Genomic DNA, 20,443 nt, shown 5'->3' on the forward strand with positions numbered 1-20,443 from the left:
CCGACCATCGCATTGCCGCGGCAGATGGCTCGGTACGACGCACGCCGAAGGCATGCGTCGTGTCGGGCGAAGCCCGTAAAGCCATACGCACCAAGGCAACACACCGGCACAGAGGTGACCCGCGCATTGCCCATCGGGCGCGCCACCACGAACCAACCGCCGGATATCCGGAGGAGCGCCCGCCGCGCCAGCGAGGACCACACCGCCCAACGGACGCCGCCCACAACCCCACCGACAGACACCCAAAGAGCGCCCGCCGCACCAGCAAGCACCGCACTACCCAACGGGCGCGGCCCACACCAAACCGGCAGATGCCACAAGGAGCGCCCGCCGCCCAGGCGACCCCGCATTGCCAAACGGGCGCGGCCCCCGAGCACAAACCGGCGGCCGAGTGCTCTTACCTCATTCCCCGGCCCCCAACCCCGGCCCAGCCACGCCCACCCCGGACGCGCCTACTTCACGCCTGCGGCATCCATGCCGCGCAGCTCCTTCTTCAGGTCCTGGATCTCGTCGCGCAGCCGGGCGGCGAGTTCGAACTGGAGGTCGCGGGCGGCGTTCATCATCTGGTCGGTGAGTTGCTGGACCAGGTCGGCGAGTTCGGAGCGGGCCATGCCGCCGCGCTCGTGGGGCTGGAGGACGCCTGCCGAGCGGCCGCCTTCGGTGCCGGTTGGCTTCTTGCCTCGGGACTGGTTGCGGCCGGAGCCGCCGACGGCGACCTCGTCTTCGGCCTCGGCGTAGACGGCTTCGAGGATGTCGGTGATCTTCTTGCGGAGGGGTTGCGGGTCGAGGCCGCGTTCGCGGTTGTAGGCGACCTGCTTCTCGCGGCGGCGGTTGGTCTCGTCGATGGCGTGCTTCATCGAGTCGGTGATGCGGTCGGCGTACATGTGGACCTGGCCGGAGACGTTGCGGGCCGCGCGGCCGATCGTCTGGACCAGGGACGTGCCCGAGCGGAGGAAGCCCTCCTTGTCGGCGTCCAAAATGGACACCAGGGAGACCTCGGGCAGGTCGAGGCCCTCGCGGAGCAGGTTGATGCCGATCAGCACGTCGTACTCGCCGAGCCGCAGCTGCCTGAGCAGTTCGACGCGGCGCAGCGTGTCGACCTCGGAGTGCAGGTAGCGGACGCGGATGCCGAGCTCGAGCAGGTAGTCGGTCAGGTCCTCGGCCATCTTCTTGGTCAGCGTGGTGACCAGGACGCGCTCGTCGCGTTCGGCGCGGACGCGGATCTCGTGGACCAGGTCGTCGATCTGGCCCTCGGTGGGCTTCACGACGACCTCGGGGTCGACGAGGCCGGTCGGGCGGATGACCTGCTCGACGAACTCGCCGCCGGTCTGGCCCATCTCGTACGGGCCGGGCGTCGCGGACAGGTACACGGTCTGGCCGACGCGGTCCGCGAACTCCTCCCACGTGAGCGGGCGGTTGTCGAGTGCGGACGGCAGGCGGAAGCCGTGTTCGACGAGGTTGCGCTTGCGGGACGCGTCGCCCTCGTACATGCCGCCGATCTGCGGCACCGTCACGTGCGACTCGTCGATGACCATCAGGAAGTCGTCCGGGAAGTAGTCGAGCAGCGTCGCGGGCGCGGTGCCCGCGCCGCGGCCGTCGATGTGGCGCGAGTAGTTCTCGATGCCGTTGCAGAAGCCGACCTGGCGCATCATCTCGATGTCGTACGCCGTGCGCATGCGCAGCCGCTGCGCCTCGAGCAGCTTGCCCTGGCGCTCCATCGTCGCGAGCGTGGACTCCAGCTCGGCCTCGATGTCGCGGATCGCGCGCTCCATGCGCTCCGGGCCCGCCACGTAGTGCGTCGCCGGGAAGATCCGCAGCTCCGACACCTCGCGCACCACGTCACCCGTCAGCGGGTGCAGGTAGTACAGCTTGTCGATCTCGTCGCCGAAGAACTCGACGCGCACGGCGAGCTCCTCGTACGACGGGATGATCTCCACCGTGTCGCCGCGCACGCGGAACCCGCCGCGCGTGAACGACATGTCGTTGCGGGTGTACTGCACGTCGACCAGCGCGCGCAGGAACGTGTCGCGGTCGACCTCGCCGCCGACCTCCAGCGGGATCGACCGGTCGAGGTACGACTGCGGCGTGCCGAGGCCGTAGATGCACGACACCGAGGCGACCACGATCGTGTCCCGCCGGGTGAGCAGCGACATCGTCGCCGAGTGCCGCAGCCGCTCGACGTCCTCGTTGATCGACGAGTCCTTCTCGATGTACGTGTCCGTCTGCGGGATGTACGCCTCGGGCTGGTAGTAGTCGTAGTAGCTCACGAAGTACTCCACCGCGTTCTCCGGGAAGAACTCCTTGAGCTCGTTCGCGAGCTGCGCGGCCAGCGTCTTGTTCGGCGCCATCACCAGCGTCGGCCGCTGCACCTTCTCGATCAGCCACGCCGTGGTCGCCGACTTGCCGGTACCCGTGGCACCCAGCAACACGACGTCCTTCTCGCCACGCCGGATCCGGCGTTCGAGGTCCTCGATCGCCGTCGGCTGGTCACCCGCCGGCGAGTAGTCGCTGACCACGCGGAACTGCGCGGTGGAGCGCTCGATGTCGCCGACGGGACGGTGCTCGGAGTGAGCCTTGACGGTGGTCTCCTCCGGCGGGAGCTCAGTTGCGAAAGCCACGTCCAAGACCGTACGCCGGGGGTCTGACAATTTCAGATCGGCCCTGGTCAGGGTCAGTCACACGGGCAGCACGAGCAGTCGCAGTCGCCGCAGTCCGAGCAGCAGTCGCAGTGGCAGGGGTTGTCGCGCTGCTTGTCGCTCCACGGCCCCGGCCACGGGTCGCGGCAGCAGAACTGGCAGGTCCCGCACATGTAGGTGAACGCGACGCAGCCCATCAAGCACCCGCGCGGCTCCGGCTCGAAGTGCAGCGACGGCCACGACCACAGCCCGCTGCCGCTGTCGAAGTCGTCGGTGGCGTCCCGCTTGCCGAACACCCGGATGATCGCCGAGTCCACCTCGTGCGCGAGCAGCGCGTGCACCAGCCGCGAGTCCTCGAACTCGCACTCCTTCAACGCGAGCCGGATGCCGACGGCCGCGTCGTCGCACAACCGCCGCGCCTCGGCCAGCGACGTCCCGGTCGCCACCAGCGGGTTGTAGAGCCCGGCCGCGACGTCGGCCTTCAGGTCCTCGACCGCGTCCAGCAGGTGCGCGACGCGCCCGAACAACCGGCCGAGCTCGCGCAGCGGCACCTCGTTCTCCGGACGCCCGGCCAGCACCGCGGTCCGCGACACCGCGTAGGCCGTCGCCTCCTCGGTCGGCGCCGTCACCAGCAGCACCGAGCTGCCCAGGCCGGCAGCGGCCTCGACGTCGGACTGCCGCGACACGGCCTCGACCATCACCGCGGCGTCGACACCCAGCGAGGACGACGTCGCGAACCCCTGCGCGGACCAGCGCGAGGCCACCTTCCGCCCGGCCCAGCCGAGCTTCGCGGCGGCGCCGTCTCCGTCCTCCACGTGGTCGCGGATCTTCAGCGACGCGAGGATCAGCGACGTGGACGCGGCCAGCCGGGCACCGTCCCCGATCGCGACGCTCGCGCCTCGCATACCGCGCAACGCGCACGGCCCCGCAGACCGTCGCGACCGGCCGGCCTGGGCCTCGACGAGAGCCGAGATCAGCAGGCCGTCGTAGTTCGTCACCAGGCGCGACAGGTGACCGTGCTCGTCCCTCAGGGACAGGCACATTCCGCACAGATGAGCCAGCCAGGCGGCCTTGAGATCAGACCCCAACCTGTTGCGGCACGGCCGAATGATCCCGAACATGCCGCGCATCCTAAGTGGCCGGACCGCCTGACGTCAGTCACAAGGGCAGCAACAGCAGTCGCACGAGTCGCACCCGCCGCCACCACCCTTGCCACCACCGCAACGGCAGTCGCCGCCACCGCAGTCGCACGAGTCGGTGCAGTCGCCGTCCTTGCGCTTGTCGCTCCACGGGCCGGGGCGCGGGTCGCGGCAGCAGAACTGGCACGTCCCGCACATGTAGAGCCAGGTGCCGCACCCCTCGAAGAACCCGCGCGGCTCCGGGCGCGCCTTCAGCCGCGGGTACGCCCAGATCCCGCTGCCGGGTTCGGAGCAGTCCGAACCGCAGCACCCGCCGCCACTGCGGTGCGGCGGACCAGGCGGCTGTCCCGGCGGCGGCTGATCAGACCACTGCGGCGGACCAGGCGGACCCGGCGGCACCGGACCGGGCGGACCGAACTGCGGCGGACCGGGCGGCTGCCACTGCGGCGGTTGCCCCTGGTTCCAGTGCGGCGGCTGCTGTCCCGGCCCGTGCGCGTGCACCTCGCCGAACGCGCGCCGCACCGCCTGCTCCAGCTCGTGCACCAGCAGCACGTGCACCAGGCGCGCGTCGGTGAACTCGGCCTCCCGCAACGCCAGCTTGATCCCGAGCAGCGCGTCGTCGCACAACCGCCGCGCCTCGTCCAGCGAGGTGCCGGTCGCGGTCAACGGGTTCCACGCCCCCGACGCCCGGTCGGACTCCAGGTCCTCCACGGCGTCGATCAGGTGCGCCACCCGCCCGAAGAGGCGGCCGACCTCGCGCAACGGCTCGACGTTGCCGGGCCGTCCGGCGAGCACCGCGGTCTCCGCGACCGCGAACGCCGTGGCGGTCTCGGTCGGCTCGGTCACCACCAGCACCGAGCTGCCCAGCCCGGCCGCGGCCTCGACCAGCGGCTGCCTGCGCACGGCGTCGACCATCACCGAGGCGTCGAACCCGAGGTCCGACGACGTCGCCATCCCCTTGGCCGCCCACCGCTGCGCGACCTGGCGCCCGGCCCAGGAGAACCTGCCCGCCAGGCCGTCGCCGTCCTCGACGTGGTCGCGGATCTTCAGCGACGCGAGGATCAGCGACACCGACGCCGCGAGCCTGGCACCGGCGCCGACGGCCACGTCCGCTGACCGCATGCCGCGCAACGCGCACGGCCCCGCCGTCCGCCGCGACGGGCCCGCCTGCGCCTCGACCATCGCCGAGATCAACAGGCCGTCGTAGTTGGTCACGAGCCTCGACAGGTGACCGTGCTCGTCCCTCAGCGACAGGCACATTCCGCACAGGTGGGCGAGCCACGCGGCCTTCAGCTCCGCGCCCAACCTGTTGCGGCACGGCCGAATGATCCCGAACATGCGGCGCATCCTAAGTGGCCGGATTCGCGGGTGATGGCAGGATCGCGCATCGTGGCACACATCCATCCGCCGAAGATCGAGTACTTCGACCTGGACGCCAAGAGCAACACCGATCCCAAGGGATACCTGCGGGGCGTCGACGAGTACCGGGTGACACCGCACGGCCTCTACATGTACCGCCCGGTGGCAGGACATCCGCAGCTCAGCGCGTTCGAGAGCTGGTTCGTCCCGAAACACGGCGTGCGCGTCACGCGCCAGTCGTGGCACCAGGGCCACGAGCGCGACTACGACTTCTACGTCGACGTCGTCGAGATCACCGGCGTGGGCACGGTCTGGAAGACGATCGACCTCTACCTGGACCTGATCGTCCGCACCGGCCGCAGCGTCACCGTCCTCGACACCGACGAGCTGCTCGGCGCGGTCCAGCAGAACATCGTCACCCCGGAACGCGCGCAGTGGGCGCTCGAGACGACCTACCAGGCCGTCTCAGGTATCTCGGCGCACGGCCACGATGTGGTGCGCTGGCTCACCGCATCGGGCTGCCCGACCACCTGGCGTTAGCACACAGAGTGTGTTCGTCATCTGACCGTGACGTAACGAATCGACCCGGAGTGTAACTAGGCGCACATCTATGACTACCCTCGGCGGGCGTGGGAGCGGTTACTTCACCTCAGCTGGTCGACGTCGTGGACACCATCTCCGCCGTCCGCAGCTATTCCTCCGGTGGCACCCGGCAGCTGTCGTCGTGCCGCGTCGAACGGTGGGGTCTGCGGATGGAATGCCCGACACCGGAGGATCCGTTCTCGGACTCCGAGGTCACCTGGCTGATGCCGGACCTGGGCCTGCGGCTGACCACCCACCGCGCCCGCTCACGGCACGCCCGCAGCAGCCCGAGCGTGCTGACCGCGGTCCGCGTGCAGGGCGACCACCGCCACTGGCAGACCACGGACCTGCTCCTGGGCCTGGCCGTCCCCGGTGGCACCACGGCCCGCATCGTGCGCTCCGAGGAGTTCGCCGCGGCCGTGGCCGGCCGCGTGCTGCGCCCCGGTGACGCGGACCAGGCGCTGCGCATCGTGCACCGCACGCTCGAGGAGCTCAGCCAGCACCGCCACGACCTCACGTCGTGGCTGACCTACCGCGGCATCTACGACGTCTGGCCGCCCCTGTAGGCAGCGACCCTGGGGATCGCGGCCTGCATCCACGGCCCCTTGGCGTCGCCGTAGTTGAACCCGGTCGTCTCGTGCGCGAACCGCTTCGAGAGCCCGAGCTTCAGCGCCTCGTACTCAGCGCGCGCGTCCGCGTCGGCCCGCACCCAGTCGCGGAAGTCGATCGCCCAGTTCCACCCCGGCCCGCCTTCGACCCGGACGTGCAGGTTGACCCGCCGTCCGGGGTCCGCACCGGCGTGCAGCCGCTTCTCCCAGCTACCGGGCCCCATCGGCGTGTCCGTGTAGCCGCCCGGCACCGCCGGAAACCCGGCCTGCGCCAGCACCTCGGCCAGCGCATCGGCCGTCTCCATCGAGTCGACCCCGAGCTGGAAGTCGAGCACGTCCTTGGCCGCAAGCCCCGGCACGGCAGTCGACCCGATGTGCTCGACGGTGCGTCCACCGGCGGCCAGCTTGATCCTCGCCGCCACCCGTTGCGCCTGCTCGGGCCACGTCTCGTCGTACGGCACCACGACCGGCGCACCAGCCGCGTACTGCTGCTTCCGGACGTTCTCCTCGAACGGCACCAGCCGCTCGCGCCACAGCCCGGTCACGTCCGGCACGTCGCCGGAATTGTCGAGCCACACGTCGGCCACCGCTCGCCGCTGCTCGACCGACGCCTGAGCGGCGATCCGGCTCCGCGCGTCCGCCTCGTCCATCCCGCGCGACCCGACCAGCCGCCGCACCCGCAGCTCGACGTCCGCGTGCACCACGATCACCAGGTGGTAGAGCGGCGCCATCCCCTTCTCCACCAGCAACGGCACGTCGTGCACCACGATCGCGTCCTCGGCGGCGCTCCCCATCCGCTCGGCGGTGAGCGCACCGATCCGCGGGTGCGTGATCGAGTTCAACGTCTCGCGCGCCTCGTCCGACGCGAACGCCTTGGCCGCCAGCGCGGCCCGGTCCAGCGCCCCGTCGGCCAGCACGTCGTCACCGAACGCCTTGACGACCTCGGCCAGCCCTTCACTGCCGGGCGCGAGCACCTCACGTGCCAGCTGATCGGCGTCGATGACGACGGCACCCAACTCGGCCAACGCCCGCGCGACCGTCGACTTGCCCGACCCGATTCCCCCGGTGAGTCCCACCCTCAGCATGGGTTCGAACTTAGACGGGCGGCGTCATCGACTGCTGGGCGAGGGTGGCCAGGATGCCGGGAAGCTTGTCGTCCGGCACAACCCCAGGCCGCGCCCGCACGACGAACGTCGACTTGCCGAGCGAGCCGATGAGCAGCCGCTGGTCCTTTCCGGACACCATCGCCCCCTTCTGCTTGCCGACGTCGACCTCCTTGACCACCGCCCCGTCCTTCCGCTCGGCTTCGATGCTCTCGGAGATGCGGGTGCGGGCGCTGAGTTCGTCCACGTAGGACGACAGCCCGATGGTGATGGCAGCTTCTTGCAACGCCTTGCCAGGCGGGATGCCGTAGTAACAATCGATCTTGCCGGCCCGCCCGATCCCCGGCTCGGGGATGCCGATGATGAGCTTCGGCTCGCCGGGCAACTCCTGCCCCAGCGCCTGGTTCATCGCGTCGGCGGTGACGACCAGCTCGCAGTCGTCCGGCAGCGCGCGATCGACCATGACCGGTGTGCGGGAAGCCGAGGTGGGCGCGGTGATCCGGGGGATCTGCGGCGGCGGCGCTTGCCCCTTGGGCGCGGCGGAACAGCCCGAGAGCACGAGCAACCCGAGACCCAGCACCACGAACCTGTTCCCACGCATAGGTTTGAGAAAGTACACAACGCCAACGGACTTACACCACCAGGTGACAGCAAGTCGATCTTGCGCGAGGGCGTGGGTGTGCTCACGCAGGCGTCCCCCGCACGTGAGAACCCCCCGAGTCGATGCTCTCAGCCAGCACCGACAATTCCCGGCCCGCAACAACGCCAACCCTCAACCCCGCAGAATCCAAGGCCCGCCACACACCCACCGGCAGGAGACGCGGCGAGCAGCGACGGGCGCCATCATCGATCGCAGCAGGTCAACCTGACGAAGGCCTACTAGGGACCACGGCCCAACCAGCGGGCACCAAGCGAGCACCGCGAGAACCGGCGCGAACCAAAAGAAGGAGCGCCCGCCGCACCAAGCAACCCCCGCACTGCCAACCGGGCGCGGCCCCCGAACACAACCGGCAGCCAAACGATCCCAAGCATCCGAAGGGCAGAGGGCGGGGAGGGGCTCACTGATCAGGCGCAGCCTTGCCACATCGAGATGTCCCCGTCAAGGCAGCTTTTCCGCCTTGACGGGGACATCTCGATGTGGCAACCGTGAGGTGATCAGCGAGCCCCTCCCCGCCCACCTCCCAAAAACCAAAGAGCCCCGCACCCCCCAAGAAGGGGGACGCGGGGCCCGATGATCAGGCTAGATCACATGCCGCCCGACAGCTTCTCGCGGAGAGCCGCGAGCTGCTCGTCAGAGGCAAGCGTGCCGCCGGACTGCGCCGGGGCGCCGACCGAGGAGCTGGAAGGCGCGTCGCCACCGGAGGTGTAGTTGCCCGCACCCTCGGCGGACGCCTCTTCCTCGGCCTCGGCGGCCTTCTTGATCTGCTTCATGTGGGCCTCGTAGCGCGTGTGGGCCTCGGCGTACTGACGCTCCCACTCCTCGCGCTGCTTGTCGTAGCCCTCCTGCCACTCCTGGGTCTCCGGGTCGAAGCCCTCGGGGTAGATGTAGTTCCCCTGGTCGTCGTACTCGGCGGCCATGCCGTACTGGGTCGGGTCGAACTCGGTGTCGACCGTGAAGCCCTCGTTGGCCTGCTTGAGCGACAGCGAGATGCGACGGCGGTCGAGGTCGATGTCGATGACCTTGACCATGACGTCGTCGCCGACCTGGACGACCTGCTCCGGGATCTCCACGTGGCGCTCGGCCAGCTCGGAGATGTGGACCAGGCCCTCGATGCCCTCGTCCACGCGGACGAACGCACCGAACGGAACCAGCTTGGTGACCTTGCCCGGCACGATCTGACCGATCGCGTGGGTGCGGGCGAACTGGCGCCACGGGTCTTCCTGCGTCGCCTTGAGCGACAGCGACACGCGCTCGCGCTCCATGTCGACGTCGAGGACCTCGACGGTGACTTCCTGGCCGACCTCGACAACCTCGGACGGGTGGTCGATGTGCTTCCAGGACAGCTCCGACACGTGGACGAGACCGTCGACGCCACCCAGGTCCACGAAGGCACCGAAGTTGACGATCGAGGACACGACGCCCTTGCGGACCTGGCCCTTCTGCAGCTGGTTGAGGAACTCGCTGCGGACCTCGGACTGGGTCTGCTCGAGCCACGCGCGGCGGGACAGGACCACGTTGTTGCGGTTCTTGTCCAGCTCGATGATCTTCGCCTCGAGCTCGCGGCCGACGTACGGCTGGAGGTCGCGGACGCGACGCATCTCGACGAGCGAGGCGGGGAGGAAGCCGCGGAGGCCGATGTCGAGGATGAGACCACCCTTGACGACCTCGATGACCGTGCCCTTGACGGGCTCGTCCTTCTCCTTGAGGGCCTCGATGGTGCCCCACGCGCGCTCGTACTGAGCGCGCTTCTTGGAGAGGATCAGACGGCCTTCCTTGTCCTCCTTCTGGAGAACAAGCGCCTCGACCTCGTCACCGACCTTGACAACCTCGTTGGGGTCGACGTCGTGCTTGATCGACAGTTCACGCGAGGGGATGACGCCCTCGGTCTTGTAGCCGATGTCGAGCAGGACCTCGTCCCGGTCGACCTTGACGATGGTGCCCTCAACGATGTCGCCATCGTTGAAGTACTTGATCGTCTTGTCGATAGCTGCGAGGAAGTCCTCCTCCGTCCCGATGTCGTTGATCGCGACCTGCTTGGGCGCAGCTGCAACGGGGACAGTGGTGGTGTCGGTGGACATTAGGTAGATGGCTCCGGTACGGATTGGAATTAATGGCTGGTAGTGGTGCGCGCGCAGCGTCGCAGCGAACTCAAATCCGACAGTTCTGGATCATGGGCAGCACTAACCCACTACGCGGGCGGTATCGTACGCGGCTGCGCGCAGCGCGAGCAAACTGGCCCCCTGTTAGGAGCAGTGTGTCCAACCAGCACGTCAGTGCCGAAGCAACGCTCGGCACGACCGGCATCGCCAAGCGCGGGGCCGACGCCGCCGAGTCGCGAGCGGCGAACAAGATCTGGTGGGACGCGGACGCGGACGACTACCACGCTACCCACGGAACGTTCCTGGGCAAGGCGGACTTCGTCTGGTGCCCGGAGGGCCTCCGCGAGGAAACCGTCGGCTTCCTGGGCGAAACCGCAGGTCGGCGCGTTCTCGAGGTGGGATGCGGCTCCGCGCCGTGCGCCCGCTGGCTCGCCGCGCGAGGGGCGCACGTCACGGCCCTCGACATCTCCGGCGGCATGCTGCGCCACGCCCGCGAGCACAACGAGGAGACCGGCATCGCCGTTCCGCTGGTCCAGGCCAGCGCGGATCAGCTGCCGTTCGCGGACGCGAGCTTCGACGCCGCGTGCTCGGCGTTCGGCGCGGTGCCGTTCGTGGCCGATTCGGGCGTGGTCATGGCCGAGGTGGCCCGCGTGCTGCGCCCCGGCGCGCCGTGGGTCTTCGCGGTCACCCATCCGATGCGCTGGATCTTCCCGGACGACCCCGGCCCCAACGGGCTGACGGTCACGCAGTCGTACTTCGACCGCACGCCCTATGTAGAGGTGGACGACGCGGGCCGCGCGACCTATGTCGAACATCACCGCACGCTCGGCGACTACGTCCGGCAGCTGCACGCGGCGGGTCTGGAGTTGATCGACCTGGTCGAACCCGAGTGGCCGGCCGGGCACACCCGCAACTGGGGCCAGTGGAGCCCGCTGCGCGGACGCCTCTTCCCCGGCACCGCGATCTTCAGGACGCGCCGCACGCCGTAACCTGACCCGCATGTCCATGGCTCGCGGGCTGGTCACCACGCAGTCGGCGCGCTTCGCCTCCCTCGATCCCCTGCTGCCGCCCGCGGCGGAGCCACCGGAAGGCGACGTGCTCAGCGCGGCGCTGCCCGACGGCGGCCGCGTCGCCGGGATGCTGAGCCACCAGGTCAACCCGCAGCACTCGATCACCCGGCTGTGGTCGGCGACCGAGGTGTGGGAGCTCGTCCCGCTGCTCGGCAGCGCGGGCGGGGCGGCCATGGACGCGCTGCTGCGCGCGTGGCGGCACCGGATGGACGCGCTCGACACCTCGAACCCGGACTCGTCGTGCGTCGTGCACTGGCCGAGCCGCGACGCCGAGGCCACGCGCGCGTTCCTCGACCACGGCATGGTGCCGCTGTCCGTGCTGAGCGTCCGCACCGCGCCGCCGCCCACCCGCACCGACCGCACCCTCACGATCCGCCGCGCCACCCCGGCCGACCTGGAGCCGGTCGTCGAGCTGGCACTGGAGGAGCTGCGCTACTCGTCGTTCGTCGGCTCGACCGTCACCCGCCGGGAGGCGCCCGCGCTGAAGCGCCGCACGATGGGTGAACGGCTGACGCAGGGCGGCCCGGTGTGGCTGGCCGAGCGCGACGGCATCCCGGTCGCGCTGGCCGAGTGCGCGATCGTGACGTCCGAACCGGGCACGGCGGCGTCGGTTCGCCTGCCGTACGGCCGCTGGGGCTACGTGAACTGCGTGTCCGTGCTGCCCGGCGCGCGCGGCACCGGCGTCGGCCAGCAGCTGATGGCGCACGTGCACCAGGAGCTGCACCGGATGGGCACGGTCGGCACCTACCTCTACTACAACCCGCCGAACCCGCTGTCCTCGGTGTTCTGGCCCCGTCAGGGCTACCGCCCGCTGTGGACCGTCTGGGAAGTACGTCCCGCCGACGCCCTTCGATAGCCGTTTGTCCGAGTTGCCATGCGCCCACCCCTGCGCCACAATTTGAACTGACCGGTCAGTTCAAACGGAAGGTGAACGGTGGACATCCAGGCGACGCGCGTCGGCGTCAACGGGGCCCATGGTCCCCTGCTCAGGCCGACCTCGCTGCTCGTGCGGGCGGGTGAGCTGACGCTCGTCGCCGGCGACCCCGGCTCCGGGCACACCGCGCTCGGCCTGGTGCTCGCCGGCCGGATGCGCCCGAGCACCGGCTCCGTCTCCGTCGACGCCCGCGCGCTGCGCAAGCAGGTCGTGCTCGTGGACGCGCCCGAGGTCAACGAGCCCGAGGAGGGCCTGTCGCTGGCCGCCGTCGTCGGCGAGGAGCTGGCCATGTGCGGCCTGCCGTCCGGGCGCAAGGCGGTGCACGACTGGCTGGTCGAACGCGGCGCCGACGAGCACGCGCGCAAGCGGTTCGAGCACGTCCCGCCCACCACGCGGTGCGCGCTGATGCTCGAGCTCGCGGCCGCGCGTCCCGGCGTCACCACGCTCGTCCTGGACTGCCCCGACCGATACCACCCCGAACCGCGCGAATGGCTGAAGCTCGCGCAGCAGCACGTGACCGAGGAACGGTCCGTCGTCGCGCTGTGCTCGAACACTTCCGCCACTGCCCTGGACATCCCGGCCGCGCGCCTTGGTGAGGAGAACCTGTGACCGCCCTGCGGATGGCACTCAACGAACTGCGCCGGGTCACGTCCGGCGCGCTCCCGAAGCTCGCGGTGCTGGCGCTCGCGCTCGTGCCGCTGCTCTACGCCTCGCTGTACCTGTACGCGAACAAGAACCCGTACGAGAACCTCAAGCAGGTCCCGGCCGCGCTGATCGTGCAGGACAAGGGCACGAAGGACCTGAACGCGGGCCAGGACGTGGCCAAGGAGCTGCTCGACGGCAACAAGTTCAAGTGGAAGGTCGTCGACAACGCCGACGAGGGCGTCCGCAAGGGCGAGTACATCTTCGCGCTGACGCTGCCCGCGGACTTCTCCGAGGCGCTCACCTCCCCCGCGGACTTCAAGCCGCGCCAGGGCGTGCTGACGCTGACCACCAACGACGCCAACAACTACCTGGGCAGCACGATCGCCAACCAGGTGGTGTCGGAGGTGCGGCGCGCGGTGTCGTCCAAGGTGTCGGCGGAGGCGGCGGACAAGCTGCTGCTCGGGTTCTCCACGATCCGGCAGAAGACCAGCGAGGCCGCCGACGGCGCCACGAAGCTCGCGGACGGCAGCGCGCAGGTGCGCGACGGCGAGAACCAGATGGTGCCCGCGCAGCAGCAGCTCGCGGACGGCGCGCAGAAGCTCTCGGACAACCTGATCACGCTGTCGAGCGGTTTGAAGACGATCAAGAACGGCACGGACCAGCTGCCGTCGAAGACCAGGCAGCTGGCCGAGGGCGCGCGGAAGGTCGCCGACGGCAACGAGACCGCCGCGAAGACCGTCGAGGACTACGCCGCGAAGGCGCAGCAGCTCGTCAACGGGCTCGACCAGGTGGGCGGCGACGTCGCGGCCAGGCTGCGGCTGCTCGGGTTCAGCGAGCAGCAGATCCAGCAGGTCATGACGTCGATCGGCCAGGTGCGCAAGCCCATCGACGACACCAACGCGAAGGTCCAGGGCGCGGCGGGCAACCTGCGCGCGCTGGCGAACGGCGCGGACCAGGTCGCGGACGGCAACGAGCAGCTCGCGGCGACCATGCCGGGGCTCGCGGACGGCGTCACCAGGGCCGAGGACGGCGCCCGCAAGCTCACCGACGGCGCGGGCCAGCTGCGCGACGGCGAGCGCAAGGCCGTCGAGGCGCAGACGAAGCTGAAGGACGGCGCGACGCAGCTCGCGGACGGCAGCTCCCAGCTGCGCGACGGGCTGACCGGCGGCGTGAACCAGATCCCGAACCCGGACGACCCCACGCGTCTCGCGACCGCGCAGGCGATCGGCGACCCGGTGGCCGTGCGCGGCCTGTCGCAGACCAAGGCGTCCACGTACGGCGCGGGCCTGGCCCCGTTCTTCCTCGGCCTCGCGACGTGGATCGGCGCGTTCGTGCTGTTCCTGCTGCTGCGGCCGTTGTCACGGCGTGCGCTCGCGGCCGGCCAGTCGGCGCTGCGGGTCGCACTCGGCGGCTGGCTCCCCGCCGCGCTGCTGGGCCTGACTCAGGTCGCCGTGATGTTCGGGATGGTCACGCTGGTGCTGGACCTGCCGACGGAGTGGAGCACGTTCGCGTTCCTCGGCCTGATGTCGCTGACGTTCGTCGCGATCCTGCACGCACTGAACGCGGCGTTCGGCGCGGTCGGCAAGTTCCTCGGCCTGATCCTGCTGATCCTGCAGCTGGTCAGCGCGGGCGGCACGTTCCCGTGGCAGACGATCCCGGTGCCGCTCTACCCGCTGCACTACGGCCTGCCGATGGGCTACGCGGTCGACGGCCTGCGCCACCTGATGTACGGCGGCGACATGGGCGTCGTGTGGCACGACGTGATGATCCTGGTCGCGTGGCTGGCCGGGGCCCTAGCCTTGTCGTCCGTGGCGGCCTTCAAGCAACGGGTGTGGACAGCATCGCGACTCAAGCCGGAGCTCGTGCTGTGAGCGCGCGGACGACGGCGACCAAGCAGAAGCTCTTCGACGCGGCGCTGAAGCTCGTCGGCGAGCGGGGTGCCGCCTCGGTGACCGTCGACGAGATCGCCGCCGAGGCCGGTGTCGCGAAGGGCACGATCTACTACAACTTCGCGTCCAAGGACGCGCTGGTGGAGGCCCTGCTGCGGCACGGGGTCGAGCTGCTCGCCGGTCGTCTGCGCTCAGCCGAGGAGTCACTGGAGGACCTGGTCGACGAGATGCTCGGCTTCTGGGCCGAGTACCCGGCGTTCGGCCAGCTCCTCGTCTCGGAGCTGTGGCGGACGCCGGGCCAGTGGCACGGCACGCTGTCGCTGCTGCGCGACGACATCGTGTCGATCGTGCGCGGCCAGATGAAGCGGCTGTCCGACGAGGGCAACCTCCCCGAGGGGGTGGAGGTCGGCACCGCGTCGGCAGCCCTCTTCGGGACCCTGCTGGTGATCGCGCTCGACTGGCAGGTGTTCCAGCCCGAACGCAGCCGCGCCCAGGTGCGCGAGTCGGTCATGCTGCTCGTGCGAGGCCTGCGTCCCTGACTACGTGCAGACGTGCAGCGCCACGACGCACACCGTCACGATCTCCAGCGGACTCGTCCCGGCGCCGGTGGCGGTGATGACGACGACGGGCGCGGTCGGCGTCACCGACACCGCCCGCGTCTGCGACTGACCGGAGGCCAGCGGGCCGAACGAGCACGCCGCCGACCCACCGCTGACCGAGCAGTCGGTCGAGGCGACGTTCCCACCCAGGGCGCTGACGTTCACCTGCGCGGTGAGCTCGCCGTTGCCGTCAGCCGGGTCGTTGAGACCCTTGAAGAAGGCGAAGATCCGCGGATCGGCGTCTCCGGCATCGACCGACAGGTCCAGCTCCCCTTCGACGGCGTGCGCCGTGCCTGCCGTGCCGAAGGCGAGTACGAGCAGGAGAACCGCGAGAAGGCGGGCGACCATGGTGCGCTCCTTCCATTTCGTCGATCCCCGATTCTGCGCCGCTCGGGGCCGCACCACGCCGCACACCACCCCAATGGCCTACGCCTTCGCTCGTGCGAGGCCCGCGTCCTCCTGCATGAGCGAGATCCGCCTGACCACGAACAGCGTCAGGAAGATCGCGGTCGCCCCGGCGGCAGCGGCGAAGGTGACCACCAGCGCGCCGACCGGCCCGCGCTCCCAGGCCAGCCCGACGCCGGTGAGCAGGCCCGCGACGAACAGCGACACCCACCACGCGGTCACGAGCCCGCTGGTGCGCCGCTCCGGGTGACTGGCGCGCCACACGTCGTCCACGACCCGCTTCGGTGGCCAGCGGTCCGCCGCCGGCCAGCCCGCCCGCGCGACGTTGCGACGCACCTCTCTGAGCCACACCAGGAACGTCACCGCGGCGGCGGCCAACAGCACCGCGTACACCACGAAGTGAAAACCCGCTCGCGCCCCGGTGCCGACGTCGTGGTCCCAGGCGGCGACCGCCCAGGGGACCGTCCTCGTCGCCGTGATCGTGCCGACCACGACGACGGTCAGCGCCTTGCCGTGCAATCGTCTGTACTTCCCCATCGCATCCCCCTCGATTGCTCAGACGCGGGCCGCGGCCGTCATGTTGCGTCGACGAGCGCGCGCTGCCGCCATCACCCGGTGGCCATCAGTTGTAGCCCCGGTAGTCGTGCGCCGGAACAGACGCGGGAGGCGGCGTGAAGGGCACCGTCTGGAAGTCGGAGATGCGCTGCACGATCTGGGCGGCCAGCACCGCGGCGACGACCGTGAAGAACGCCGACGCGGTGGACGCGACCGCCGCGTCGAACAGCATCGGGGGCGAGATCTCCTGGCGCAGGTAGATGCGCATGATGATGCGGTCGATCGCCTGCATGACGAGGAAGGCGATCCACCAGACGGTCACCAGCGCGCTCTTCTGCCGCTGCTGCAACGGCACCTGCTGCTGCATCGGGTCGCTCGCGCGCCAGACGTCGTCGATGATCTGCTTCGGGAACCAGAAGTTGACGACCGGCGTGAACCAGGAACCGATCGCCCAGCCCTTGCCGCGCCGGTGCTCGGCAGCGTAGGTGACCCGTTCGGCGTTGAGCCGCGCGCGGTACAGCCACACGATGAACACGACTCCGGCCGCGATGTGCAGGACGGTCAGCGGGATCGAGACGATCGCCGTGTACTCGTCGGCCGAGGTCAGGTCGGCGGTCGTGACACCGGCCACGCCGTCGAGGTAGTCGCGCACGACGGTGTACGAGTGCCACGAGGTGAGCACGTCCGCGATCTGCCCGATCGCGATGAGCCCGATGAGGACGGACGCGGCGAGCCCGAGTCCGCGCACGGGTCTGAAGTGGTCCATGTCTTGTCTTCCCCCAGTGAAAGTGAAAACGAACGAGTGACAGCGGCGCTCGTGCGGGCCGAAACGACGCGCGGTACGAACGATGCATGTCCTTTGTGCTGCGTCTACTCGCGGCGACCCTGGTCGCCACCACCGCACTGACCGCTCCAGCGCACGCGGCGCCCGGTGAAGCTGCCGCGCGGTTCGAGCAGAACCTGGCCCACGTGCCGACCCACGTCGTCGAAGGCGAGGTGGTCTTCACCGATGCCGCCGACGGCACCGTCGCGATCACCGGCGAGTTCGAGCACGGCTTCGGCGTGCCCGAGCCGACGACCTACCGGTGGGTGCTGGTCGACGACAAGGGCGAGGTCGTCCACGACCTGACCAAGGAGCTCCAGGCGGAGATCGTGGTGAGCCCGCCCGCCGTCGAGGCGTTCGAGGTCACCTTTCCGGCCACGGTCAAGGACGTGCTCGGCCTCGACTTCGTCGTCTACCAGGAGATCGACCTCGCGGGCATCAAGCTGCTCGCGGAAACCGGCAGGACGGTGGTCAAGAGGGCGCCGTGACCGGGCGCGCGGATCTTGTGCAGTCTGATGTCCATGTACTACCCCCAGTACCGGGGACATCGGGGTACTCCGAACGGGTGTTACAACGGCACAGGGCCCGATCCTCAACCGAGGATCGGGCCCTGTGTGACGTCTGGGTGTCAGACCGCCGTGACGTTCGTCGCCTGCGGGCCCTTCTGGCCCTGCGTGATGTCGAAGGTCACACGCTGGTTCTCCTCGAGGCTGCGGTAGCCGCCGCCGTTGAGGGCCGAGTAGTGGACGAAGACGTCAGCGCCGCCGTCGTCCGGGGCGATGAAGCCGAAGCCCTTTTCCGAGTTGAACCACTTGACGGTGCCGTCTGCCATGTTCTGCTCCTTGCCGTGCTGGACGTGCCACCACACTGTGCGGTAGCACGGGTCGGGTCTCAGACGACGACTTCTCGATCTTGTCCAGCAAGACTTAGAGGCGACGCCCGCAACTGCGTTTCCGCGAGCGTGCTGTGACACGAACACAAAAACCACGACCAACCGTGCGCAACACTACGGGTACCGGGCATGTTCCCGATAGTCGCGGTAGGTGTTCATGGTCACCAACCCACGTACGGTTACTCCCATGGACACCACATCGGGCAGCACAGTTGCACTGAGTCACGGGCTGGCCGGCTACGTCCACGCTGTCGCAGAGGCCGTCGGCGTGCCTGCCGAAGGCACGTCCTTCGAGGTCAGCGACACGGTGACCGCATACGTAGCCCTGACGCCACGGTTGAGCGGCCGTCCCGGCAGGGATCTGATGCTCGTCTGGAGCGAGCACTCCGGCTGGGCGATCGCCGTGGAGACACGTCCGACGGAATCCAGTGAGGTCCTCGCCCATTTGGGTGGAATCGCACCGGTACCGCCGCCTCAGGTCGTCGCGAACTTCGTCGAGGAGGTGGTCGCCGGCAGGTGGACCGACCAGGCCCGCCCGGCGTTCGCCCGCAACCGGGAGGGCCTGACGGACCTGGTGTCGTCCTACCTCGAGGCGACGTCGGAGTAGGTCGTGCCCACCCGCAGGTCGGCCACGAAGTTGGTCATGTTCTGCCCCCGGCCTCCGTAGATCCCCCACTTCGGCTCGTTGATGTCGTCCAGCGTGCGGGCGACGTACCGCTTCGTGTTGTTCGTGAACGTCTGCTGCTGGCCGTCGAAGTAGATCTCGACCCAGCCCTTGTTCGTGTCCGGTGACAGGAACAGGCCGATCGCGAAGTGGTGCCACTCGTCGGCCTTGACCGGCGCCGACCAGATCAGCCGGTCCGAGCCGCCCAGCGGGCTGTGCAGCATGTGGATCCGGCCGTTGATCATCTTCAGCACGACCGGGAAGTTCTGCTTGTGGTTGCCGTAGGACTTCCACTGGAACGTGGCGTTGTTGTTGGCGGCGTTGGTCAGCTTGCTGTGCCAGCCGAGCCAGTACGTCTCGCCGCCCTTGAAGACGTAGCGCTTCCCGTTGACCGAGATCCCGTGGTTCTCGCACCGGTTGCTGCTGCCCGGCTTGGTGTACCGCCAGACCCGACCCTTCGCGGGGTCCGTCACCGCGGTCACGCTGCCCGGCGAGTCGCAGTTCATGTTGCCGAACACGGCCGTGCCGCGCGCGGGGTCACCGGTCCAGATCATCGCGGCGTGAGCGGGCGTCGCCATCATCAGCAACGCCACGAGCACCGCACCCAGAACACGCAATGTGCCGCACCTTTCGTCACTCAGTGCGACGGCGGAGATACGCGGTGCGGCGGTGGTTCCACTGTAGCGGCTGATTACCGGTACGAGTACTCGTCGACCTGGTGCAGCGACGGCGGCCGACCGGCCAGCGCCCGTTCGACGGCCTCCAGCACCCCGGCCGAGATGCGCCGATTCGCGTCGTGCTGGAAGTGCCCCAGCAGCACCTGCTGCGTCGGGTGCCCGTCCAGCAGCGGATCCGGCACGGGAGCGGCGGCGTGCACCTCGACCACGGGCGCATGGGGCGCGAGCAGCGGTTCAACGGCCCGCAGCACGGTCTCCCGGTAGGCGGCGTCCACCCACGCGACCAGGAGATCGGCGGGCCGCCCGAGCGCGAACTGGGCGTCCTCGGCCAGCGCGGCGGGCTCGGCCCACTCCGCCCGCACCCAGGTCGGCCTGTTGCCGGTCCGCACGGTGGCTCTGGCGGCTCTACCAGGCCCGGAGTCGGGCATCAACGGCGCCCGCCGGGACGGCACGACGACGTGCCAGCCCCGCGAGGACAGCTCGGCCGCGCAGAACGCGAGCATCCCGGTTCCGCCGAGCACCAGTGCAGCCTGACTCATCGCGCACGCTCCTCACCGGCGCCTGCCGCGACGCTCAGCGGGCCGGCCAGCCACTGCTCGACCTCGCGCTGACCCCGCAGCCGCACCACCACGATCTGGCCGTCCTCGACGACCCGACGGATGCGCTCACGCGTGCGGCGGAACGTCTTCCAGCCCCACCGCAGGATGTGCTCGCGGTCGGTGAACATCGTCCAGAGCGGCGATTCGAAGTTACCGTTCCACAGTTCCACGCGGGCCGCGCGACGGCGAACGGTGCGGACGACGAGCCTCGTCATCACGCAGCCGAACGAGTGATCCAGCCACACCAGCGTGTCCGCGTGGGCCAGCAGCAGCGGCCGGACCTCCTTGTACTGCCACTGGGTCACCCAGCGGGGCTCGGCGACCAACCGGCCGACGTCCGCCGCGAACTCCGGCCGCGGCGTCCACTGTGGACCGTGGAAGAGCGCGTCCAGCTCCACGTTGCGCAGGCCCAGCTGGTCCGCGACGCGCTGCGAGAGCGTCGACTTCCCCGAGCCCGTGTTGCCTGCCACGAGCACCCGTCGTGGCACGTGCGGAAGCGAATCC

Annotated in this window: 22 protein-coding genes; 9 read left to right on the forward strand and 13 right to left on the reverse strand. The window is 69.7% G+C overall.

The annotated features are described in order from the left end of the window. Window positions 1-452: 452 nt before the first annotated feature. From uvrB to FKR81_RS44020, 3 genes are read right to left on the reverse strand one after another with little or no spacing between them, the layout of a single operon-like run. Window positions 453-2,618 (reverse strand): excinuclease ABC subunit UvrB, encoded by a 2,166-nt coding sequence (uvrB, locus tag FKR81_RS36535; RefSeq protein WP_146358795.1) that lies wholly within the window; start codon window positions 2,616-2,618, stop codon window positions 453-455. Between the two features lie 53 nt (window positions 2,619-2,671). Then, entirely contained in the window at window positions 2,672-3,757 is a 1,086-nt protein-coding gene (locus tag FKR81_RS36540) for a DUF5685 family protein (RefSeq protein WP_146358796.1), read from the reverse strand. A 33-nt stretch (window positions 3,758-3,790) separates the two neighbouring features. Beyond that, a complete protein-coding gene (locus tag FKR81_RS44020; RefSeq protein ID WP_186763384.1) occupies window positions 3,791-5,113 on the reverse strand; it encodes a DUF5685 family protein in 1,323 nt (440 codons plus the stop codon). Window positions 5,114-5,164: 51 nt separating this feature from the next. Between FKR81_RS44020 and FKR81_RS36550 the strand changes: the two genes are divergently transcribed. Then, on the forward strand, window positions 5,165-5,674 hold the full coding sequence (locus FKR81_RS36550) for a DUF402 domain-containing protein (protein ID WP_407936573.1): 510 nt from the start codon (window positions 5,165-5,167) through the stop codon (window positions 5,672-5,674). 89 nt (window positions 5,675-5,763) lie between these two features. Beyond that, window positions 5,764-6,282, forward strand: a complete 519-nt coding sequence (locus FKR81_RS36555) for a DUF402 domain-containing protein (protein WP_146358798.1) — start codon at window positions 5,764-5,766, stop codon at window positions 6,280-6,282. Here FKR81_RS36555 and coaE read toward each other — a convergent pair. The 3 genes from coaE to rpsA all read right to left on the reverse strand — a co-directional run bounded on the left by coaE (window position 6,258) and on the right by rpsA (window position 10,166). After that, a complete protein-coding gene (gene coaE, locus FKR81_RS36560; RefSeq protein WP_146358799.1) occupies window positions 6,258-7,409 on the reverse strand; it encodes a dephospho-CoA kinase in 1,152 nt (383 codons plus the stop codon). The genes FKR81_RS36555 and coaE overlap by 25 nt on opposite strands. Before the next feature lie 10 nt (window positions 7,410-7,419). Then, entirely contained in the window at window positions 7,420-8,028 is a 609-nt protein-coding gene (locus FKR81_RS36565; RefSeq protein WP_146358800.1) for a hypothetical protein, read from the reverse strand. 644 nt (window positions 8,029-8,672) lie between these two features. Then, the gene (gene rpsA / locus FKR81_RS36570; RefSeq protein WP_146358801.1) at window positions 8,673-10,166 is read right to left on the reverse strand and encodes a 30S ribosomal protein S1; all 1,494 of its coding nucleotides are present in this window, start codon (window positions 10,164-10,166) and stop codon (window positions 8,673-8,675) included. A gap of 176 nt (window positions 10,167-10,342) precedes the next feature. Here rpsA and FKR81_RS36575 point away from each other — a divergent pair, with 176 nt between their 5' ends. The 5 genes from FKR81_RS36575 (at window position 10,343) to FKR81_RS36595 (ending at window position 15,264) form a co-directional block, all read left to right on the forward strand. Continuing rightward, complete coding sequence (locus tag FKR81_RS36575; protein ID WP_235922107.1) at window positions 10,343-11,176, forward strand: class I SAM-dependent methyltransferase; 834 nt, start codon at window positions 10,343-10,345, stop codon at window positions 11,174-11,176. A gap of 10 nt (window positions 11,177-11,186) precedes the next feature. Beyond that, window positions 11,187-12,113, forward strand: coding sequence for a GNAT family N-acetyltransferase (locus tag FKR81_RS36580; RefSeq protein WP_146358803.1), 927 nt, complete (start codon window positions 11,187-11,189; stop codon window positions 12,111-12,113). A gap of 78 nt (window positions 12,114-12,191) precedes the next feature. Further along, window positions 12,192-12,800 (forward strand): ATP-binding cassette domain-containing protein, encoded by a 609-nt coding sequence (locus FKR81_RS36585; RefSeq protein WP_146358804.1) that lies wholly within the window; start codon window positions 12,192-12,194, stop codon window positions 12,798-12,800. Continuing rightward, the gene (locus tag FKR81_RS36590) at window positions 12,797-14,707 is read left to right on the forward strand and encodes a YhgE/Pip domain-containing protein (protein WP_146358805.1); all 1,911 of its coding nucleotides are present in this window, start codon (window positions 12,797-12,799) and stop codon (window positions 14,705-14,707) included. Before FKR81_RS36585 ends, FKR81_RS36590 begins: the two co-directional genes overlap by 4 nt. After that, window positions 14,704-15,264, forward strand: a complete 561-nt coding sequence (locus tag FKR81_RS36595) for a TetR/AcrR family transcriptional regulator (protein WP_186763385.1) — start codon at window positions 14,704-14,706, stop codon at window positions 15,262-15,264. Before FKR81_RS36590 ends, FKR81_RS36595 begins: the two co-directional genes overlap by 4 nt. Here FKR81_RS36595 and FKR81_RS36600 read toward each other — a convergent pair whose 3' ends face one another. The 3 genes from FKR81_RS36600 to FKR81_RS36610 form a co-directional block, all read right to left on the reverse strand. After that, the gene (locus FKR81_RS36600) at window positions 15,265-15,672 is read right to left on the reverse strand and encodes a hypothetical protein (RefSeq protein ID WP_146358807.1); all 408 of its coding nucleotides are present in this window, start codon (window positions 15,670-15,672) and stop codon (window positions 15,265-15,267) included. 78 nt (window positions 15,673-15,750) lie between these two features. After that, entirely contained in the window at window positions 15,751-16,266 is a 516-nt protein-coding gene (locus tag FKR81_RS36605) for a DUF4328 domain-containing protein (protein ID WP_146358808.1), read from the reverse strand. 85 nt (window positions 16,267-16,351) lie between these two features. After that, window positions 16,352-17,050, reverse strand: coding sequence for a DUF4328 domain-containing protein (locus tag FKR81_RS36610; RefSeq protein WP_146358809.1), 699 nt, complete (start codon window positions 17,048-17,050; stop codon window positions 16,352-16,354). An 86-nt stretch (window positions 17,051-17,136) separates the two neighbouring features. Between FKR81_RS36610 and FKR81_RS36615 the strand changes: the two genes are divergently transcribed. After that, window positions 17,137-17,595, forward strand: coding sequence for a hypothetical protein (locus tag FKR81_RS36615; protein ID WP_146358810.1), 459 nt, complete (start codon window positions 17,137-17,139; stop codon window positions 17,593-17,595). 140 nt (window positions 17,596-17,735) lie between these two features. On the opposite strand, the gene FKR81_RS36620 is transcribed toward FKR81_RS36615, so the two are convergent. Further along, window positions 17,736-17,939 (reverse strand): cold-shock protein, encoded by a 204-nt coding sequence (locus FKR81_RS36620; protein ID WP_146358811.1) that lies wholly within the window; start codon window positions 17,937-17,939, stop codon window positions 17,736-17,738. A 247-nt stretch (window positions 17,940-18,186) separates the two neighbouring features. On the opposite strand from FKR81_RS36620, the gene FKR81_RS36625 reads away from it, so the two are divergent. Beyond that, a complete protein-coding gene (locus tag FKR81_RS36625) occupies window positions 18,187-18,606 on the forward strand; it encodes a DUF6292 family protein (RefSeq protein WP_146358812.1) in 420 nt (139 codons plus the stop codon). Here the strand turns inward: FKR81_RS36625 and FKR81_RS36630 are convergent. The 3 genes from FKR81_RS36630 to FKR81_RS36640 all read right to left on the reverse strand — a co-directional run bounded on the left by FKR81_RS36630 (window position 18,582) and on the right by FKR81_RS36640 (window position 20,427). Continuing rightward, entirely contained in the window at window positions 18,582-19,280 is a 699-nt protein-coding gene (locus tag FKR81_RS36630) for a heparin lyase I family protein (RefSeq protein ID WP_235922108.1), read from the reverse strand. The two genes, FKR81_RS36625 and FKR81_RS36630, sit on opposite strands and share 25 nt — an antisense overlap. Window positions 19,281-19,354: 74 nt before the next feature. Continuing rightward, complete coding sequence (locus FKR81_RS36635) at window positions 19,355-19,879, reverse strand: Rossmann-fold NAD(P)-binding domain-containing protein (protein WP_235922109.1); 525 nt, start codon at window positions 19,877-19,879, stop codon at window positions 19,355-19,357. Further along, entirely contained in the window at window positions 19,876-20,427 is a 552-nt protein-coding gene (locus FKR81_RS36640) for a P-loop NTPase family protein (RefSeq protein WP_235922110.1), read from the reverse strand. Before FKR81_RS36640 ends, FKR81_RS36635 begins: the two co-directional genes overlap by 4 nt. Between the last annotated feature and the right edge of the window lie 16 nt (window positions 20,428-20,443).

Origin of the sequence: Lentzea tibetensis (genome assembly GCF_007845675.1) — a bacterium.
Taxonomy (GTDB): domain Bacteria; phylum Actinomycetota; class Actinomycetes; order Mycobacteriales; family Pseudonocardiaceae; genus Lentzea; species Lentzea tibetensis.

Excerpts from the sequence above, each read along its gene's own strand:
- FKR81_RS36625 (WP_146358812.1), top strand. The coding sequence starts at position 18,187 with ATGGACACCACATCGGGCAGCACAGTTGCACTGAGTCACGGGCTGGCC.
- FKR81_RS36540 (WP_146358796.1), bottom strand. The coding sequence starts at position 3,757 with ATGTTCGGGATCATTCGGCCGTGCCGCAACAGGTTGGGGTCTGATCTC.
- FKR81_RS36605 (WP_146358808.1), bottom strand. The coding sequence starts at position 16,266 with ATGGGGAAGTACAGACGATTGCACGGCAAGGCGCTGACCGTCGTCGTG.
- rpsA (WP_146358801.1), bottom strand. The coding sequence starts at position 10,166 with ATGTCCACCGACACCACCACTGTCCCCGTTGCAGCTGCGCCCAAGCAG.
- FKR81_RS36620 (WP_146358811.1), bottom strand. The coding sequence starts at position 17,939 with ATGGCAGACGGCACCGTCAAGTGGTTCAACTCGGAAAAGGGCTTCGGC.
- FKR81_RS44020 (WP_186763384.1), bottom strand. The coding sequence starts at position 5,113 with ATGTTCGGGATCATTCGGCCGTGCCGCAACAGGTTGGGCGCGGAGCTG.
- FKR81_RS36565 (WP_146358800.1), bottom strand. The coding sequence starts at position 8,028 with ATGCGTGGGAACAGGTTCGTGGTGCTGGGTCTCGGGTTGCTCGTGCTC.
- FKR81_RS36635 (WP_235922109.1), bottom strand. The coding sequence starts at position 19,879 with ATGAGTCAGGCTGCACTGGTGCTCGGCGGAACCGGGATGCTCGCGTTC.
- FKR81_RS36610 (WP_146358809.1), bottom strand. The coding sequence starts at position 17,050 with ATGGACCACTTCAGACCCGTGCGCGGACTCGGGCTCGCCGCGTCCGTC.
- coaE (WP_146358799.1), bottom strand. The coding sequence starts at position 7,409 with ATGCTGAGGGTGGGACTCACCGGGGGAATCGGGTCGGGCAAGTCGACG.
- FKR81_RS36615 (WP_146358810.1), top strand. The coding sequence starts at position 17,137 with ATGTCCTTTGTGCTGCGTCTACTCGCGGCGACCCTGGTCGCCACCACC.
- FKR81_RS36580 (WP_146358803.1), top strand. The coding sequence starts at position 11,187 with ATGTCCATGGCTCGCGGGCTGGTCACCACGCAGTCGGCGCGCTTCGCC.
- FKR81_RS36600 (WP_146358807.1), bottom strand. The coding sequence starts at position 15,672 with ATGGTCGCCCGCCTTCTCGCGGTTCTCCTGCTCGTACTCGCCTTCGGC.